Raw genomic sequence first — 16,654 nt, forward strand, 5'->3', positions numbered from 1 at the left:
AACCGGCACCCACTACAACGAAACCACCGCCTGGTCACACCACACCAACAACATTGCGGCTTGACACACCAGCACCTGGGATGTCTTTCACGGCACACCAGCCCCGTCCCGGCACGGGCGATCACCGTCGGCTGGCCGGACCCGCCGCAGGACCCGGCAAACGTTGGTGGACACAGCGCTAGCGGCGCTGGGCCAGCCAGGCCTGTTGCAGTAGCGACATCGACGGCGCGTGCGGTGTGGGTGACAACCAGTTGTCGCGTAACGCTTCCGGGTTCACCAGGTCGGTGTCGACGCCGGTGCCGTTCCACCTGCGGGCGAAGTCCCGGGTGTGGCGGGTGAAGACCGCGTTCGCGAACAGGGCCTTCGAGCGGCGTTCCAGTACTTCGCGGGGGAGGAGGTCGCCGAACAGGGAGCGCATGGTCGCCGCTCTGCCGGTCCAGCCCAGGAATCCGCCTGCCGCGGCCACCGCAGCCACCATGGCGGGTTCCGCGAAGGCCTGTACGTACGTCACGTCCAGTTCCGCAGCCAGGGCCCGCACCGTCTCGTAGCCGATCCGCGCGCTGCGGCGAGTGGCGAACTGCCACGTGTTGCGGCCCGCGTGCAGGGAGAACGCCGTCAGGTCTGCCGCGTCCTTGCGGGCCAGGTCGGCTTCCACGTCCGGGTGCAGCCACGGTCTCCGGTAGCGGTCCCGCAGCGCCGATCGTCTGCGCAGTGCCGCGGGGGCCAGTGCTTTCGGCACGTCCGCGTAGACCCGCGGGGAGGCTCGTCCCCTTGACTTCAGGATCTTTGTCAGTGGGGTCACGCGTTTCAGGCCGAACGCCTCGTCGCCGCCTTCGCCCGTGAGGAGGGTGCCACCCCGTGCCATCGACAGCATGCGGAGGGTCGGGGCGATGTTCGGGGGCCAGATCAGGCCGTGGCGTCTCAGTATGGGGGTGGCCACCGGGCCCAGTGGGTCGTGCTCGTCGTGGACTGTCAGGACCACGCGGTGGGTCAGGCCGAGGTGGGTCAGTACCGCCTGTTGCCACTCCGACTCGTCGGTGTCGGCGGCGTCCGGGTAGGACAGTGTGATCGGGGTGGGCAGCGGGAGGCCTTCCCTGCGGGCCAGTGCCACCGCGGCTGCCAGCAGTACCGACGAGTCACGGCCGCCCGAGAACGCCACCAGGCACGGGGACTTCCGCAGGTGAGGTCGCAGCAGCTCGGCCAGGACCGTCCTCGGGGTGCCTGGCTCGGGCATGGGTAACGGCTCGTAGCCGTTCACCCAGCCTGCCGCCACCTCCAGCGGGTCCATTGTGTACATCGAGCTGCTCCTTCGAGTGGTGACGGGTCCGGCGCAGGACCCGTCACCAACCGGCTCACGAGTAGTCGTCGTTGTCGCCGAGGATCGGGAGGATCCACGTCAGGTTGTCGCTGGACTGTCCGAACAGGTTTGCCTGGGTCAGGTCCGACAACGTCCCCAGTGCGGTGATCTCCGGCGCTTCGTAAGGCTGGCGCATGCTTTCACCTCCTCATGGTGTGACTGGTACGTCGTCGATCTCTGCGATTCATTACCTACCGGGACGGTCTGGTCGGTAACGAAAGCTGTACGTAATCGGACCTAATGAACATGCGCCGGTTGGTGAAGACCCCACGACTGATCGCCGCCGCCGCACGGGAGGTGCGGCGGGCCGACAGGGGTGGCACCCTGCTCGCGACCTTCTACCAGCTGCTGGGAGCCGTTGCGGCGCTTGGTGTTGTGGCGGCAGGGAAGTTGACCTTCGACGCTCTGCTCACGCCCGATCACGCGGCGGTCGGTCTCACCCCGGCTCTGTTGCTGCTGGCGCTCGCCACCGCCGTCTCCGGGTCCGTCGGTCCACTCCAGACACAGCAGCACCGCATCCTCGGCGAGCGGGTGTCACAGCGCGTGTGGGACCGGTTGCTCGACACCACCGCGCGTGCCGATCTCGTCACCTACGAGTCGACCGGTTTCGCCACGGCACTCGAACGGGTACGACAGCACGCACTCACGCGACCCTTCGCCGTCACCGCCGCGTTGCTGGGGCTCACCGGGAGCCTTCTCGGGGTGACGGCCATGTCCGTCGTGCTACTGGCAGTTGAGCCGCTACTCCTGCCGCTGCTGCTCGCCGCGGGGATTCCCGCTGTCCTGCTCGCACGGTGGGCCAGTCGTACCGAGTTCGCGTTCGCCCATCGGCTCACCGCCTTGTTCCGGCGGCGGCACTACCTCCAGGAGCTGCTCACCCAGCGGCCCTACGCGGCCGAGGTGCGCGCCTTCGACGCGACGGGCCCGCTGCGGGCCAGGCACGACGCGCTCAACGCCGACGTGAACGCGGCCCTGAGCAAGCAGGTCCGGCGCAGGCAACTGATCGCCGCGCTCACGACGTTGGGGGTGGCGACCGCCCTGACCGGCGCCCTGCTGGCGATTGTCCAACTGGTACAGACCGGGCGCATCGACCTCGCCGAGGCCGGGGCCGCCGCGATCGCCGTGCGCCTGCTCAGCGGGCAGCTTGGCACGTTGTTCGGAGCCATCGGCGGACTCCTCGAGTCGGCGCCGTTCCTCGCGGACCTGGAACGGTTCGTCGCGAGTGGACCCGAGGCCGGGCCTCGCGGACACAAGCACGACCTCGTCGACCGGGTGTCGTTGCGGGGTGCGCGGTTCAGCTACCCGGGACTGGAGCGGCCCGCGGTCGACGGTGTCGACCTGGAGATCCGCGCCGGTGAGGTCGTCGCGCTCGTCGGCGAGAACGGGTCCGGCAAGACGACCCTCGCCAAGATCGTCGCGGGACTGTACGAGCCCGACGACGGCGTGCGCCGCTGGGACGGGACCGCCATGCCAGCGCCCGACGTGCGTGCCTCCGTCACCGTGATCTTCCAGGACTTCGTGCGGTACCAGATGACCGTGCGCGACAACATCGTCATCAGCGGCGACGGTGTCGACCCCGAGGCCGCCGCGCGGTCCGCCGGGCTGCTGCCGACCGTGCGCGGGTTGCCGGACGGCATGGACACCATGCTCGGCCGCGATCTCGACGAGGGCGTCGACCTGTCCGGTGGGCAGTGGCAGCGGGTCGCGCTCGCCAGGGCGCTGCACCGGGACACGCCGCTGATCGTGCTGGACGAGCCCGCTGCCGCGCTGGACCCGCGTGCCGAGCACGAGCTGTTCACCAACGTGCGGGCCACGCTGGGCGGGCGAGCCGCTTTGTTGATCTCGCACCGGTTCTCGAGCACGCGGATGGCCGACCGGATCTACGTCATGGACGCGGGGCGGGTCGTGGAGTGCGGCACGCACGACGAGCTGATGGCCGCCGCCGGGCAGTATGCTGAGCTGTACCGGCTGCAGTCGGCGGCCTACCGCTGATCGCCATGTGGGGGCACTGATGCGCGTGACGATGGGGATCGCGGGGGGCCTCATCCTTTGTGTGATCGGCTACCTGGTGTATGCCGCCGTGGTGTTCTGGATCAAACAGCCGATGGGCGAGCCGGCCCCATCCGCGCCGTACACGGCGCGAACGCTGGCAGGACGACTCGACTTCGCCATGACCGACCAGGAGATCACCGATGAGGCGGCCAAGCTGGAAGGGTCGATCGTCGAGCTCCACCGCAAGGCTGACGAAACGGTCGTGCTCGTCCGGGTTCCCGCCGCAGAGCCCGGACCGACTTCGGACGCCTGCTATCGGTTCCGACTGCGAAACGGCGACGTCGGCCACCATGTAACGGGATGCCCGGACACGCCACCGACCTCCTATCGCTGACGTTCGATCGGTAGCCAGACCTCCAGGCACGGCCAGCCCACGCCGCACGCGAGGCACAGGCCCGAGCGTTCGCCCGGGCGGTGTTCGCGGAGGGTGTGGACGAGGAGTTCGTACTGGGCGGTCGCTTCCAGGACGCCGGACTCACTCCGCCGATGCCTGCCCACGCTCGTCCATCTCCCCCAGGGCGGTCGCGCCGAAGCGCAGGAACTCGCGGAGCGCGGTGGCGTCGAAGACGAACTCGAACGGGTCGCGCAGGCCGCCGAAGGAGAACTCGACGGTGTCGCTGTCCACGACGTGGTAGCGCATGGGGCAGTGGTCTCGAATGGTGACGTAGGAATTCACGCTCAGGCCTGTCATGCGATCAGACGCTACGCTTCTTCGGGACCCAACAGATCGAATTGCCAGGGGTGACAGGAATGAGTAGGAACGACCCGCGTGCGCGTGACCGCATCATCGGAGCAAAACTGCGGGCCATTCGCACGGACCGGGCGGATATTTCACTCGAACGTGCTGCCGAGATGGCCGGCTGGGCGCCCAGCCGGCTCAGCCGGACCGAGCGCGGACTGCGGCAGGTGACTATCGAGGAGGTGGCGACTCTCCTTACCGCATGGCGGATTCCTGTCAGAGAAAGGGAGGGGATGCTGGCAGACGTTCAGGCCGGATCCGGATCGGGGTGGTGGGATCGCTCGCTGCCGGGCGTTCCGAGCTACACGGGGGCGTTGGCGAGTTACGAGGCCGACGCGATTGAGTTGGTGAACGTTGCCGTCGCGGTTACTCCGGGTCTGTTGCAAACCTATGAGACGGCGATCGCGGCAATGCGCGCCGACGGTGTTCCGGAGGAGGATATGGAGACGCGCTGGATGGTTCGCCTGCGGAGGCAGCAGATTCTCGGCACAGTCGAATATTCGGCCTACATCACCGAGTCGACGTTGCGGACGCCATTCGGCGGTCCGAAGGCGTCGCGGGACCAGTTGGAGCAACTTCTTGTCGCACAGGACAGGGGGATGGGGGTGCGGGTGATCCCCGCGCACCAGACGAAGGTCCTGCTTCTGCATTCGTGGATGTGGATGGCGTTCCCGAACACGAAGCCGGTAGTTCACGTCGAGCTGGCCTCGGGGGCGTTCTTCCTCCACGACGATGATGCGGCGCGCTACACGCAGATGTTGGATCGGCTGCGAAGGGTGGCCCTGTCGCGGGACGACAGCCGTATGCTGATCAGTGGTCTGATGAAGGAGTTGTGAGCATGTGGCGTAAGTCGAGCAAGAGCGACTCGGGTGGCCAGTGTGTTGAGGTTCGGTCGGATCTTGGGGCGTTGCGGGACAGCAAGCAGCCCGGCGGGCCTGCGCTGGTCACGCCGGAGTTAGGCGCTCTGATCAAGCGGTTGAAGAGCGGCCAGTAGGTCCGCCAGCACGCCGTCCGCGAAGGGCGGGCCCCACGGGATCGCCGCTTCGAAGACCGGCACCCGCTCCACCAGGTCCCCCAGTCCCTGGAACGTCGTGGCCATCGACGCCGCGTCGCTCCAGCCCAGCACCCTCGGGTAGCGGCTCAGGCGCAGCAACGCTTCCGCCGTGCCCAGGCGCCTCAACGCCACCTCCGTGACGTCTCGGCTTGGCCTTGGGACTACGCACGCTGCCAGCGGGAGCGGGGCGTCGACCAGCGCTGTCGGGCGTAGGGCCAGGCGGCCGTCGGCTGTCTCGTACGTGTCGCCGCTGGCGAGTTCGCGGGCGTTCTCGCGGAGGCGGTTCTCGGTGGCGCCCGGGTGGACCATTCCGCCGTCCACGCGCAGGAGGTCGTCGGAGACCAGGCTGCAGCCCAGGCCGCACAGGGCGGCGGCGAGGGTCGACTTGCCCATGCCCGACGAGCCGACGAACGCCACCGCCGAGCCGCCGATGTCCACCGCGCTGGCGTGCAGGACCAGTGCGTGGTGGAGCATCAGGTGCACGGCCAGCACGGCACCGGAGATCAGGACCGGGAGCAGGCCTTCGTCGGCGCCCGGGTGCAGGTGCACCGTGACGTGTTCGAGCTTCGGGTCGCCCTCGAAGTCGCAGAGGCCCGGGTAGCGGAGGATCGTCCGGGGGCCTCTCGCGAGGGTGTAGAAGATCGTGCGGTCCGGGCGGGAGACCTCTGCCAGCCGCTCGCCTTGGGGACGCTCGTGCGGGACCTCCCGGTCCTCGCCTCGGCGCAGGACCAGGGTCGGGACGCCGCCGCCGGGTGGGAGCGGCAGGGGGATGTCGCTGGCGATGTGGAGGCCGTAGGCGTGGTAGTTCATGCCGTCCCCAGGGTCGCGTAGCGGGCCGACTCGGGGTCGAGGGTCCGGCCGTCGATCTCCAGCCAGGAGTGGGCCACGAACTCGCCGCTCTCGTCCCGGCGGACGCCGATGCGCAGCACCGGGCCCAGGTGGCGCAGGCGCCGGCCCAGGACCAGGCAGCGGCGCAGGCACGTGTTCCCCGGCGGCCAGTGGGCGACCGCGTACTGGCAGGCGTACACCGGGGTTCTGGTGGTGCGGGGCAGTACCGCGCGCTCGGTCGCCGGTGGGGCGGCGCTGCGGACGTCGCAGGCGATGCCGAGCAGGCGGCAGACCGCCGGGAGGTCGCTGCGGCGCAGACCCCGTTCGATGCGGGTCAGCCAGAACAACGCTCTCAGCAGCTCCAGTGCGAACCGTGCCCGTCGCCTCATGCCAGCAGCCGCGCCTGGTGCAGCCGGTCGACGAACGCCAGCACGTCGCGGCGGGCGGTGGTCTCGTCGACCTCGTACTCGGCGACGACTGTCGTGACCAGGTCGTCGAGGGTGCGGTCCTCGCCCAGCAGCTCGAACACCCGGCTGCCGACGCCCGTGATGGCGAAATACTGGGAGTTGGGCAGGTCGAGGACGATCGTCTCGCCGCCGATGGTGCGTGCGGAGATGTCTGTGGTGCGCAGTCGCATAGCGGTTTTCCCCTTCCGCGCTCCACTGTGGATTCGGACCGGCGTGGCGGGTCGTTACCTGGTGCGAAACAATCGTGACCGCTTCGACGATTTCCCTTGCGTGCGGGTCGAATCAGGGGCGCGTGCGCGAGTCGGTCCGTCACTCGGCGTGATGTCCGTGCTCGCGGCGATTGCCTTGGTGGTCATGGGTTTCGTGTTCGCCGGTCAGTCCGCGGGGGCGGCCGTCGACATCGGCGTGCGGGAGGAGTTGCGGCAGCTCGGGTCGACGTGGCGGCAGCTCGCGCTGGCCGTCGACTGGCTCGCCGAACCGGTGGGCGCCGTCGTCGTGCTCGGCACGTGCGTGCTCTTGTTCCTGCGTGCGCGCAACCGGTTCGCCGCGGTGCTGGTGGTGGTCGCGCCCGCCGCGGTCGTCGTGGTGACCACCGGCATGAAACCGTTGACAGGACGGACGATCAACGACGGGTTCCTGGCGTTCCCCAGCGGGCACACGGCTTTCCTGGCCGCTGTCGCGCTGGTCGTGACACTGTCCGTGGCGCGGCGGCTCGTGGTGGTCATGGTGGTGACCCTGGCTGCCGGGCTGGCGATGGCGTGGGCGCAGGTGCTGCTCAACGCGCACTACCCGACCGACACGCTCGGCGGGTTCTGCGTCACGCTCGCCGTGGTGCCCGTCGTGGTGCTCGCCCTGGACAGGATTTGGACGGTCGCCAGCCGCGCTGCCCCTGCTGCGGCGGACGACCGTCCTGACGGGAACCCTCTCCCTGCGCGCGGCGGCGCACCAGCCGTGCCGCCGTCACCGAGTGCTACCCACGACTGACCATGGGCGGTCTCGCCGTTGCCTGTGGAGCTGGGTGCTGACCCTCGGTGCCACGCTTGTTTCCCGCTGTGTCCACGGTAGGGCGAATCGTGCCTCGTGAATGAGACACGTTCGTACCTCATAGCTCGTCGATCGTCACCAGACCGTCCTGGAGGGCCCGCGCGACCAGCGCGGCCTTCGTCGGGGCGGCGCGGCCCGCGCTCGCGTACTTGGCCCGCACCCTGGTCAGATAGGTGTTCACGGTGTTGACCGTGATGTTCAGCGCGTCCGCGACCGACTTCTTGGACTCACAGTGGAACCACTCGCGCAGGACGTTGACCTCCTGCTCGGAGAGCCGCGGGCGGTTCGGGTTCGTGTCGGTGCCGAGCGCGCCGGCCAGGGCGGGCGGCGTGTAAGGCTCGTGGCGGGCGGCCGCGTGGATCGCGGCGACCAGGTGCGACTCGCCCTCGGCCTTGGTGAGGTAGGTGAACGCGCCGATGTCGAGACAGGTCAGCGCGGTCTCCTGGTCGTCGCGCATGGTGCTGACCACGACCGTGCGGCCGGCGTCGACGAGGCGTTTCAGCTCGCCGTAGGCCGGACCGGTCATGTCGAGCTGCAGGTCCAGCACGACCACGTCCGCCTCGGCGCCCGGGCCGACCCACGCGGTCGCGACCGTCGGGCCCGACGCCACCACCTGGATCGGCGGGTCGGCGTCCGCGCACCACGCCCGCACACCCGCGACCACCACCGGGTGGTCGTCCACCACCACTACGTTGATCATGTTCGCCGCCAGGTCGTCTTGATCCACAGCTTGCCCCCGTTGTCCGCGGCGGTCACCTTGATGGCCGGGTCACTGTTCATCGGCACCAGCTCCGCGGGCGCGTCCGCGACCACCGACACCGTGACCTCGTCGGCGGCGCCGACGACCGTCACCCTGGCGGTGCTGGCCGCCGTCGCCAGCGCGGCCACGGCCGGGTCGGTCAGGGCGCGGCGCACGGACTTCGGGACCTGCGGCCGTTCGCCGCGCTCGGCGAAGTGGACAGTGATCCCGTTGCGCTCGGCCAGTTCCACGCACGCCCGCAGCTCGTGTGACAGCTGGTCTGGCACGCTCGTGTCCTCCGCGAGGAGCCGCCGCACCCGTCCCGCCTCCACCGCGCACGCCCGCCGGAACACCGGGTCGCCCGGGTCCGCCTCGCCGGACGCCAGCGCGGCGAGCAGCGGGGCGGTCGAGTCGGCCAGGGCGGCGTAGCGCTCGGTGCGGTCGCGGTGGACCTGTTCGGCCACCGCGCGTTCGGTGCGCAGGCGTTCCTCCCGGTACGTGACGGCGGCGGCGGTGATCGCGACCGGCCGCAGCACGACGGTGACCACGCCAACCGCCAGCTGGTAGCTGAACACGACGACCGTGGCGTTGACCGCTTCGGCGACGGTGATGGCCGCGTCGCCGCCGAGGGCGGTCTGCGTGAACGTCATGGCGTAGTGGGCGGCGAGGAGCACGGCCATCACCGCGACGCGGTAGTCCAGGACCAGCAGCAGGAGCGTCCAGGCCGCGTCGCCCTCCGACCAGTGGGCCAGGCCGAGACGCAGGCCGGGCGGCACGGCCTCGGTGCACAGCGCCGAGATCACGAACACGACGGCCACCAGCGGCCAGCGCAGGAGACCGAGCGGGCGTTTGCGCCACAGGTGCCACGCGACCACGAGCGTCACGGCGGTGAGCACCACGAGGGTCAGGACCTGTGTGGCCAGTGAGCTGTAGTGCTCCTGGTTGGCGACGAGGCGGGGCAGGTCGAGGCCGAACAGGATGATCAGGTTCATCACGACGACCGACCAGCGCAGCGCGGTGTCGACGCCGGACTTGATCGTCTCGACGTCGCCCGCGGTGTCGGTCGAGATCGCGAACGGGCGGGTCAGGCGGACGCGGGTGCCGTTGCCGGGGCGGCTGATCACCTCGGCGGAACCACCCGCGCGGGTGAGGCGTTCGACGATGGAGCGGGTCACGCCGTAGCGGTGACCGTTGACGCGGGCCGGGTCGAAGCCGGTGCCCTCGTCGGCGACCTCCACGACGACGCTGTCGTCATCGCGCCGCACGTGGACCCTGGCCTCGCCGACTCCCGCGTGCCGCACGACGTTCGTCAGCGCTTCGCGGACGCCGCCCGCGAGCGCGACGGCGTCGGCGGCCGGGACGGTCACGAAGCCGGGGGCGTCCCAGTGGACGGTGAGCGGGAGGTGGCGGGCCACGTCCCGGAGGTGTGCGACCAGGTCCACCTCACCGGCCGGGGAGGCGTGGTCGCCGCTGATGGCGTCGAGGTCGCGGGCGGCCTGTGCGGACAGCCACTCGGTGCGCCTGCCCGTGACGCCGGAGCCGACCATGAGCAGCGTCGCGGACGCGGTGTCGTGGAGGGCGGCGAGGTACTCGCGTTCGTCGGCGCGGCGGGCCTCGGCGACGGCGGCGTCCCGGCGGGCCTGCTCACTGCGGGCGACGGCCCGGTCGGCGTCCCGGGCACCCCGGCGGACGAGCAGGTACAGCGCCCGCGACAGCCCGCCCTCGACGACCGTCCACAGTTGCAGCGGCAGCACGTCGAGCCAGCCCGGCGAGTCGGCGATCATCGCGCCGACGAGGAAGGCGGCCATGACGGTCAGGGTCGCGGCCGCGTGCGCGACGAGCGACAGCTGCCACGCGTAGGCGATGACGGTGATGCCGATGACCGCGATGACCCAGGTGATGCCGTGGGCCGAACCGGTCGGCACCGTCCACAGCTGAGTCAGGCAGACCGCGCAGACGATGGTCACGTCCAACGGCACGAGCAGGCGGCCGCGGCGCGGGAATTGGTGGGCGTAGTAGACGGTCCAGGCGACCAGGCCGATCACGACGAAGACCGTGAGGACGGGCGCCGCGGTCGTCTCGAGCGCGATGGACACCATGCCGGCGACCGCGGACATGAGCGCCCGCAGCCCGACCGCGTACCGGGCACCGGCGCGCAGCAGTTCCCGCTCGGTGCTGCCCAACTCCCCGCCCACGCGCCACCGCCTTGCCGGAGGGATGCGTCACCGGCATGTTACCCAGCGCGGTGATCTTCCAGCCGCGCATCCGGGTGATGCTCAGCGCGATGAAGGACCCCTCCGTCACGCTGAGCATAAGGAAGGGGTCCTTCGTAACACCGGGTGCGATCAGGCGAACGGGCGGAACACCGGCTTCACGGGACGGCCACCGAGCCACGGCGACGGGTCACCCGCGTCCAGCGCCTGGCGGTACACCGCGCAGGCGTCGGCCACGACCTCGACCGTGCGGTCCAGGTCGGCGTCCGTGAGGGCGCTGCTGACCACGAACGACGGGCCGACCACACCACCCAGGATCAGCCTGCGCAGGAACAGCGTCCGGTACTCCTGAGACGGCCTGCCGTCAACGTCGAGGGTCGCGAAGACCAGGTTGCAGTCGCGGCCGCGGACCACCACGTGCTCGCCGACCCCGGCCGCCGCCGCCACCTCGCGCACCCCGGCGGCGAGGCGGGCACCGATGGCGTGGAGGCGGTCCGCGATGCCCTCCTCCACATAGGTGTCCATGACGGCCATCGCGGCGGCGAGCGAGTGGGTCTCGCCGCCGTGGGTGGTGGACAGGAGGAAGACGCGTTCGCGGGAGTCGCGCAGGCCGCCCAGTTCCATCAGGTCGCGCCTGCCTGCCAGCGCCGACACAGCGAACCCGTTGCCGAGCGCCTTGCCGAACGTCGACAGGTCCGGGGTCACGCCGTACAGACCCTGCGCGCCCGCCTCCGACCAGCGGAAGCCGGTGATCATCTCGTCGAAGACCAGCACGACACCGTGACGGGTGCACAGATCGCGCAGGCCCCGCAGGTATCCGGGTGGCGGGTCGGTCTGCGTGGCGGCCTCGAGCACCAGGCACGCGACCTCGTGCGAGGTGAACAGCTGCTCGACTGCGGCGAGATCGCCGTATGGGAACGAGACGACGTCCTGTGCCGGGATGCCGGCGGACATCGCGGTGGTGCCGATGAACCAGTCGTCCGTGGAGAAGAACGGCTGGTCCGCGCACAGCGCGATCGTGGTGCGCCCGGTCGCGGCACGCGCGAGGCGGACCGCCGCGGTCGTGACGTCCGAGCCGTTCTTGGCGAACTTGACCATCTCCGCGGTAGGCACGGTCGCGAGGAACTTCGCGGCCGCCTCGACCTCCAGCGCGGCCGGCCGCACGAAGTTGCCGCCCAGTGCCAACTGCGCGCGCACAGCCGAGACAACGCGAGGGTGTGCGTGCCCGAGGCTCACCGCACGCAGTCCGGAGCCGTACTCGATGAACTCGTTCCCGTCGACGTCCCACACGTGCGCGCCCTGACCGCGGACGAACACCGGGGCCATGCCCTCCGGGTACTGGTCCTCACCCTTGGCGTAGGTGTGGCTACCGCCGGGCACCATGTCGTGGAGGTTCTTGTTCGCCTCGCGGGAACGGGTGAAGTCCATCGGTCCTTACGTCCTTCCGAGTGCCGCCGCCAGTGTCGGCGCCTGCCGGTCCCGCTGCGACAACAGCGCGGGCGGCAACGGCCACGGGATCGCCAGCTCGGGGTCGTCGAAGGCGATCGCCACGTCCTCCGCCGGGTCGTGCGGCCGATCGATGCGATAGGACACGTCGGCGGGGTCGGTGAGCGCCTGGAACCCGTGCGCGCAACCGGCGGGCACGTACAGCGTCACCTGTGTATCGCCGGAAAGCTCCAGATGTTTCTGGTTCCGGAAGGTGGGCGAGTCCGGTCGCAGGTCGACGATGACGTCGAACACGCGGCCGTACGAACAGCGGACCAGCTTCGCCTCCCCGCGCCCGGACCGCAGGTGCATCCCGCGCAGGACACCGCGTGCCGAGCGCGACACGCTGTCCTGCGCGAAACCGTCCGGGTCGATGCCGGCGGACCGCACGACCTCCGCGTCGAACGTGCGGCAGAAGAAGCCGCGCTCGTCGGCGTGCGGCGACGGCTCGAACACGTACGCACCGGCGATCTCGGGCACGGGGATGGCTTTCACGTCATTCTCCCTTGGACGCAAGGAAATAGGCGTAGCGGCGGTCCAGCTCGTTCTCCGGGACGAGAACGACGTTCTCCGGCCGCAGGCCGCACTTGGCGACCAACTGCCAGAACTCGGGGACGGAGTAGGTGGTCATGCCCGCCACGCTGGTGCGGTAGCCGCGGCGGCGTGGGCGCGTCCAGAAGTCACCTTCGTGGTACTTCACCTGGATCAGCGCCAGTCCGCCCGGCGCGAGCACGCGGGACGCGATCCGCAGCAGGCGTTCGCCGTACTCGGGGGTGGGGATCAGTTCGAACAGGTAGAAGCAGAGGAACAGGTCGCAGGTGCCGATCTCCTCGACGACCCGCTCGGGACGCGTGACCTCCGCGAGCACCGGTGTGAACGGGGTGTCGCAGTGCGCGGTCACCTGCCGTGCGCACTCCTCCAGTGTTTCCGGCACCACGTCGACGCCGACGAACTCGGCCGCCCTCGGTGCGAAGTGGACAGCGTTGGCGCCGCCGCCGCAGCCCCACTCCACCACGCGCCCCAGCGGGCGATCGAACCCGACCCCGCGTGCCCCGCGGTCGAACATCTCCAGGTGCCGCTTGCCGATCTCGTGCCACAGGTCGCCGTCGTCGAAGACGTGTGCGCCCCGCCAGTGCGAGTTCGCCTTCCACGACGCGCTTCCCGTCGACGCCCAGTAGTCCTGGGCGTCCGCGGCGATCCGGGACTCGGACTGGGACAGCCCGACCCGCGTGAGGACCCGCTGTACGAGGTCCTCGGCCCGGCTGCCCGCCTGCCGCACACATGCCACAACACTCGGGGGACGAACCGACCCGTGCCGCCGTCGTCCAGCCCTGAAGTTCAAGAACCCACCTCCTGTGTCACCTCCGCCGGCATTCCCAGTGATGCCGACAACACTTCGAACTGCCGCGCGAGACGCGCGGACTTGCGTGCCGCATGCTCGCCAAGCATGGGCCCGATCCGGTCCGCGGCCGCCTCGACCGCGGTGAACTGTTCGACCAGCCGGTCCACGTCGACGGTCCTGGCGTCCTGCGTGTACTCCGCAAGGCCCATGTCCGCCATGATCCGGTCGTTCTTCGCCGAGTAGCTGACCGAGATGGTCGGCTTCGCGAGCTTCAACCCGCACAACACGTTGTGGTAGCGGGTGCCGACCACCACCTCGGACTTCGCGATCTGTGCCATCACGTCGCCGAGGGTCCTGATGGTCTCGTACGTCACCGCGCCGGGGCGGTCCTTCGAGTCGGCCAGCACCTGCTCGACGATCGCCTCGTCCACCTCGTCGCCGATGAGCAGCCGCACGCGGTGGCCGCCGTCGACCAGCCAGCGGACGAACCGCCGCATTCCGTCCACATAGGTCCGGTGGATGGCCTCGGCGCTGGCGCGATCGTCGTTGCTGCCGTGGAAGTCCATCAGACCCACCGCGACCGTGCCGCGCTCCACGGTGACCTCCGGGGCAGGCAGGGCGAACACGAGGTCCGGGAAGATCTCGTCGCGGGCGGTGTCCACCCCCATGGTGGCGAGCGCGTCGCGGGACAGGCTGTCGCGGAAGGATCGGTAGTGCGCGAGGCGGGTGGCCCAGCGGATGAAGAACCGCATCGCCCGCTGCCTGATCACGTTGGAGCCGACGTTGACGAACGCGACCTTCGTGCCGGTGAGCCTGCCGAAGAAGCTGAGCAGGAACAGCGACAGCGGAAAACCCCACGCCCGCAACGGAAGCGTGTTCTCCAGCACGCCGGCGCCCGGCACGATCACCACGTCGTTGCGCCGCACCCAGCGCCACACCTGTGCCGCGTCGCGGAACTTGGCGACCGACTTCAGCACGACCCGCGCGGGCAGGCCGGAGTCGCGGTCCCGGGTGTAGTACGAGTAGAGCGGGACGGCCGGGACGCCGTAGCGCGCCTCGACGACGTCCGGACCGGAGGCCAGGGCGCTCAGCTCGGCCGACGGGTGGTGCTCGCGCAGGTAGGCGAGCACGACCTCCAGTGAGCCGTCGTTGCCCATGTTCCCGGCGCCGAGCAACCCGAACAGACCGACCTTCACCGGTGCGCTCCCCTCGGCACGATGCCGTCGATCGACAGGACCTGGTTCTTCGGCGCGACCGCGGGCCTGCTGTCGGCGCTCACGACCTTGCGCGTCACCCTGCTGCTCAGGTACTCGGCCAGGTGCCGGTAGCACGTCCGCTTCTCGGCGGCGCTGATCGGCGCGCGGCGGATCAGGCCGACGTACCCGAGCGCGTACTCGGCGAGCAGCCGGGGGGCCGGGTTGAAACCCGTGGCGCGCTTGGGGTCGAGGTTCGCGCAGCGGCTGCGGATGCTCGGGTTGGCGCGCTCCGCGCGGTTCTCGTGGTCGCGGCGGAAGTACAGCAGCTCCGCCACCTGGTGGAAACGGCCCTGCATGGCCATGTCCATCACGAACGTGCGGTCGGCGTGGTGGTAGCTGTCGTGCGGCTTGACGCGGCGCAGGTCCGCCGTGCGGATGACGCCGTAGAAGTCGTCGCCGCCGGGTGCGTGCAGCAGGCCGCGGAACCGTTCCGCCGCGGACGGCGAGTCGGTGGGGATGCGGTAGTCGTACGGCTCGATGATCTTGCCGTGGCTGTCGATCGTCGCGTTGTAGGAGTGCGCGAGGACGAAGTCCGGGTTGTCGTCGAGGAACTCGACGCAGCGTTCGAGCAGCGTGCGGCCGTAGAGGTCGTCGTGCGATGCCCACTTGAACAGCTCGCCGCTGGCGAGGGTGAACACGTGGTTGTGGTTGCCCGCGGCACCGATGTTCCTCGGCAGGCGGTGGTAGCTGATGCGGGAGTCGGCCTTCAGGTACCGCTTGCAGATGCCCGCGGTGCCGTCGGTGGACGCGTTGTCGGTGATGATCAGCTCGTAGTCCTCGAAGGACTGGCCGAGCAACGCGTCGAGCGACTCCGCGAGGTACTCCTCGCCGTTGTAGACCGGCAGGCCGATGGTGAGTCTCGGGGTCATGAGGTCCTCGATTCGGCAAGGTTCGGGAGTTCGGGTTCGGGAGTGTGCTCGCGCAGCGCCGCGCGCAGTTGCAGCCACCACAGGCCCGCGCCGAGCCACATGGCGGTGGTGGAGCCCCAGCTCATGCCGACCGCGCCACCCAGCCACGCGCCTGCCAGGCCGAAGCCGAGGTAGCCCGAGGACGCGACCAGCTGTGCCCGCAGGCTTCTGCGTGCCGCACCGAGTGCGCGGAGCCCGGCCGCCGCGCCCGCGACGACACCGGCGCCGGTGACCGACAGGGACACCGGCAGGATCAGCGGCTGTGCGTGCGTCCAGACGTCGTCGAGCACGAGCCTGCCGAGCGCGTCCGGCACGAGGAACAGCAGGATCACGCCCCAGGTCGCGGCCGCGACGGCCTGCACGCCACCGAGGGTGAGGCAGAAACGGGCGAGTCTTCCTGGGGCTCTGCGCAGGACGCGAGCCGCTTCCGGCACCGCGACCAGGTTCAACCCCATGAGCAGCGCGAGGAACGGGCCGAGCAGCAGCTCCGCGCCGCGGATCGCGCCGACGTCCGCGAGACCGGCGATCGCGCCGAGACCGTACATCCGCAGCTGGGACGCGCCGGAGTTGCTGACGTTCTCGACGAGGTAGCGGGAGCCGAGGTCGCGGTGCGCGTGCAGCCAGTCACGGATGCCGCTGAAGTGCGGCGTGATCCCGCTCTGCAGCCAGCCGCACCCGGCGGCGAGCAGCGACGCGCCACCCCAGGCGAGCACGAAACCCCACACGGTGCCGTGCAGGGAAGCCAGCAGCAGCAACGGGATCATGGTGACGGCCCACACGACGTCGTTGACGAACGCCTTGTGCCCCGCACCGGCCGCGAAGAACGCGAACCGCCAGCTGTCCTGCAGCAGCATGCCGGGTGCGACGACCGCCAGCGCGACGAACGCGTCCCCCAGCGTGCCGCCCATGGCGAACCCGGCGAGCGCGGAGACCACGCCGAACGCGGCGCCCACGGCGATCGCGGTACCGGCGGCCCGTGACGTCGCGTGCCGCCAGTCCGCTGTGGACACCCCGCTGAACCGCACGACCAGCGGGTCGGTGGCGAGACCGCGGGAGACGTTGAGGACGACGCCGTAGGTGACCCAGGCGAGGCTGAAGATGCCGAACGCGGCGACGCCGAGTTCGCGGGCGACGAACACGCCGACCACGAAGTTCGTCATGCTCGACACG

19 protein-coding genes are annotated in these 16,654 nt (G+C 70.1%); 5 read left to right on the plus strand and 14 right to left on the minus strand.

Annotated elements, in window-relative coordinates; genetic code table 11:
• Window positions 1-178: 178 nt before the first annotated feature.
• The gene (locus tag FHR82_RS12230; protein ID WP_225944004.1) at window positions 179-1,297 is read right to left on the minus strand and encodes an asparagine synthase-related protein; all 1,119 of its coding nucleotides are present in this window, start codon (window positions 1,295-1,297) and stop codon (window positions 179-181) included.
• Window positions 1,298-1,352: 55 nt separating this feature from the next.
• Window positions 1,353-1,493, minus strand: coding sequence for a lasso RiPP family leader peptide-containing protein (locus FHR82_RS12235; protein ID WP_184810512.1), 141 nt, complete (start codon window positions 1,491-1,493; stop codon window positions 1,353-1,355).
• A gap of 110 nt (window positions 1,494-1,603) precedes the next feature.
• On the opposite strand from FHR82_RS12235, the gene FHR82_RS12240 reads away from it, so the two are divergent.
• Both FHR82_RS12240 and FHR82_RS12245 read left to right on the plus strand, forming a co-directional pair.
• Complete coding sequence (locus FHR82_RS12240) at window positions 1,604-3,349, plus strand: ABC transporter ATP-binding protein (RefSeq protein ID WP_225944005.1); 1,746 nt, start codon at window positions 1,604-1,606, stop codon at window positions 3,347-3,349.
• A gap of 19 nt (window positions 3,350-3,368) precedes the next feature.
• Complete coding sequence (locus tag FHR82_RS12245; protein ID WP_184810514.1) at window positions 3,369-3,743, plus strand: hypothetical protein; 375 nt, start codon at window positions 3,369-3,371, stop codon at window positions 3,741-3,743.
• A 141-nt stretch (window positions 3,744-3,884) separates the two neighbouring features.
• Here FHR82_RS12245 and FHR82_RS12250 read toward each other — a convergent pair whose 3' ends face one another.
• Complete coding sequence (locus tag FHR82_RS12250) at window positions 3,885-4,100, minus strand: hypothetical protein (RefSeq protein ID WP_184810515.1); 216 nt, start codon at window positions 4,098-4,100, stop codon at window positions 3,885-3,887.
• A gap of 59 nt (window positions 4,101-4,159) precedes the next feature.
• Here FHR82_RS12250 and FHR82_RS12255 point away from each other — a divergent pair, with 59 nt between their 5' ends.
• Entirely contained in the window at window positions 4,160-4,984 is an 825-nt protein-coding gene (locus FHR82_RS12255) for a helix-turn-helix domain-containing protein (protein ID WP_184810516.1), read from the plus strand.
• Between the two features lie 2 nt (window positions 4,985-4,986).
• Entirely contained in the window at window positions 4,987-5,142 is a 156-nt protein-coding gene (locus FHR82_RS12260) for a DUF397 domain-containing protein (protein WP_184810517.1), read from the plus strand.
• Here FHR82_RS12260 and FHR82_RS12265 read toward each other — a convergent pair.
• Genes FHR82_RS12265 through FHR82_RS12275 form a run of 3 tightly spaced genes read right to left on the minus strand, consistent with a single transcriptional unit; the run spans window position 5,104 to window position 6,667 of the window.
• The gene (locus FHR82_RS12265; RefSeq protein WP_184810518.1) at window positions 5,104-6,012 is read right to left on the minus strand and encodes a hypothetical protein; all 909 of its coding nucleotides are present in this window, start codon (window positions 6,010-6,012) and stop codon (window positions 5,104-5,106) included. The two genes, FHR82_RS12260 and FHR82_RS12265, sit on opposite strands and share 39 nt — an antisense overlap.
• Window positions 6,009-6,419: a lasso peptide biosynthesis B2 protein gene (locus FHR82_RS12270; protein WP_225944006.1), complete on the minus strand. Its 411-nt coding sequence runs from the start codon at window positions 6,417-6,419 to the stop codon at window positions 6,009-6,011. Before FHR82_RS12270 ends, FHR82_RS12265 begins: the two co-directional genes overlap by 4 nt.
• Window positions 6,416-6,667 (minus strand): PqqD family protein, encoded by a 252-nt coding sequence (locus FHR82_RS12275; RefSeq protein WP_184810519.1) that lies wholly within the window; start codon window positions 6,665-6,667, stop codon window positions 6,416-6,418. The genes FHR82_RS12270 and FHR82_RS12275 overlap by 4 nt, the downstream gene beginning before the upstream one ends.
• A 151-nt stretch (window positions 6,668-6,818) precedes the next feature.
• On the opposite strand from FHR82_RS12275, the gene FHR82_RS12280 reads away from it, so the two are divergent.
• Window positions 6,819-7,481, plus strand: a complete 663-nt coding sequence (locus FHR82_RS12280; protein WP_184810520.1) for a phosphatase PAP2 family protein — start codon at window positions 6,819-6,821, stop codon at window positions 7,479-7,481.
• Between the two features lie 118 nt (window positions 7,482-7,599).
• On the opposite strand, the gene FHR82_RS12285 is transcribed toward FHR82_RS12280, so the two are convergent.
• The 8 genes from FHR82_RS12285 to FHR82_RS12320 form a co-directional block, all read right to left on the minus strand.
• Window positions 7,600-8,241, minus strand: coding sequence for a response regulator transcription factor (locus tag FHR82_RS12285; protein ID WP_184810521.1), 642 nt, complete (start codon window positions 8,239-8,241; stop codon window positions 7,600-7,602).
• Entirely contained in the window at window positions 8,238-10,475 is a 2,238-nt protein-coding gene (locus FHR82_RS12290) for a sensor histidine kinase (protein WP_184810522.1), read from the minus strand. Before FHR82_RS12290 ends, FHR82_RS12285 begins: the two co-directional genes overlap by 4 nt.
• Window positions 10,476-10,625: 150 nt before the next feature.
• Window positions 10,626-11,921, minus strand: coding sequence for a glutamate-1-semialdehyde 2,1-aminomutase (locus FHR82_RS12295; protein ID WP_184810523.1), 1,296 nt, complete (start codon window positions 11,919-11,921; stop codon window positions 10,626-10,628).
• Window positions 11,922-11,927: 6 nt separating this feature from the next.
• On the minus strand, window positions 11,928-12,473 hold the full coding sequence (locus tag FHR82_RS12300; protein WP_184810524.1) for a dTDP-4-dehydrorhamnose 3,5-epimerase family protein: 546 nt from the start codon (window positions 12,471-12,473) through the stop codon (window positions 11,928-11,930).
• Between the two features lies 1 nt (window position 12,474).
• A complete protein-coding gene (locus FHR82_RS12305; RefSeq protein ID WP_311771034.1) occupies window positions 12,475-13,257 on the minus strand; it encodes a class I SAM-dependent methyltransferase in 783 nt (260 codons plus the stop codon).
• A gap of 59 nt (window positions 13,258-13,316) precedes the next feature.
• Window positions 13,317-14,516: a polysaccharide pyruvyl transferase family protein gene (locus tag FHR82_RS12310; RefSeq protein WP_311771035.1), complete on the minus strand. Its 1,200-nt coding sequence runs from the start codon at window positions 14,514-14,516 to the stop codon at window positions 13,317-13,319.
• Window positions 14,513-15,445, minus strand: coding sequence for a glycosyltransferase family 2 protein (locus FHR82_RS12315; protein WP_184810526.1), 933 nt, complete (start codon window positions 15,443-15,445; stop codon window positions 14,513-14,515). Before FHR82_RS12315 ends, FHR82_RS12310 begins: the two co-directional genes overlap by 4 nt.
• Entirely contained in the window at window positions 15,442-16,644 is a 1,203-nt protein-coding gene (locus FHR82_RS12320; RefSeq protein ID WP_225944901.1) for an MATE family efflux transporter, read from the minus strand. The genes FHR82_RS12315 and FHR82_RS12320 overlap by 4 nt, the downstream gene beginning before the upstream one ends.
• Window positions 16,645-16,654 lie beyond the last annotated feature (10 nt).

Source organism: Actinophytocola algeriensis (assembly GCF_014203735.1).
Taxonomy (GTDB): Bacteria; Actinomycetota; Actinomycetes; order Mycobacteriales; family Pseudonocardiaceae; genus Actinophytocola; species Actinophytocola algeriensis.

What these genes read in the sequence shown, in the direction of transcription:
- FHR82_RS12260 (WP_184810517.1), top strand. Translation starts at nt 4,987, where the DNA reads ATGTGGCGTAAGTCGAGCAAGAGCGACTCGGGTGGCCAGTGTGTTGAG.
- FHR82_RS12275 (WP_184810519.1), bottom strand. Translation starts at nt 6,667, where the DNA reads ATGCGACTGCGCACCACAGACATCTCCGCACGCACCATCGGCGGCGAG.
- FHR82_RS12265 (WP_184810518.1), bottom strand. Translation starts at nt 6,012, where the DNA reads ATGAACTACCACGCCTACGGCCTCCACATCGCCAGCGACATCCCCCTG.
- FHR82_RS12230 (WP_225944004.1), bottom strand. Translation starts at nt 1,297, where the DNA reads ATGTACACAATGGACCCGCTGGAGGTGGCGGCAGGCTGGGTGAACGGC.
- FHR82_RS12280 (WP_184810520.1), top strand. Translation starts at nt 6,819, where the DNA reads ATGTCCGTGCTCGCGGCGATTGCCTTGGTGGTCATGGGTTTCGTGTTC.
- FHR82_RS12285 (WP_184810521.1), bottom strand. Translation starts at nt 8,241, where the DNA reads ATGATCAACGTAGTGGTGGTGGACGACCACCCGGTGGTGGTCGCGGGT.
- FHR82_RS12250 (WP_184810515.1), bottom strand. Translation starts at nt 4,100, where the DNA reads ATGACAGGCCTGAGCGTGAATTCCTACGTCACCATTCGAGACCACTGC.
- FHR82_RS12315 (WP_184810526.1), bottom strand. Translation starts at nt 15,445, where the DNA reads ATGACCCCGAGACTCACCATCGGCCTGCCGGTCTACAACGGCGAGGAG.
- FHR82_RS12235 (WP_184810512.1), bottom strand. Translation starts at nt 1,493, where the DNA reads ATGCGCCAGCCTTACGAAGCGCCGGAGATCACCGCACTGGGGACGTTG.
- FHR82_RS12270 (WP_225944006.1), bottom strand. Translation starts at nt 6,419, where the DNA reads ATGAGGCGACGGGCACGGTTCGCACTGGAGCTGCTGAGAGCGTTGTTC.
- FHR82_RS12240 (WP_225944005.1), top strand. Translation starts at nt 1,604, where the DNA reads ATGCGCCGGTTGGTGAAGACCCCACGACTGATCGCCGCCGCCGCACGG.
- FHR82_RS12255 (WP_184810516.1), top strand. Translation starts at nt 4,160, where the DNA reads ATGAGTAGGAACGACCCGCGTGCGCGTGACCGCATCATCGGAGCAAAA.
- FHR82_RS12320 (WP_225944901.1), bottom strand. Translation starts at nt 16,644, where the DNA reads ATGACGAACTTCGTGGTCGGCGTGTTCGTCGCCCGCGAACTCGGCGTC.
- FHR82_RS12245 (WP_184810514.1), top strand. Translation starts at nt 3,369, where the DNA reads ATGCGCGTGACGATGGGGATCGCGGGGGGCCTCATCCTTTGTGTGATC.
- FHR82_RS12295 (WP_184810523.1), bottom strand. Translation starts at nt 11,921, where the DNA reads ATGGACTTCACCCGTTCCCGCGAGGCGAACAAGAACCTCCACGACATG.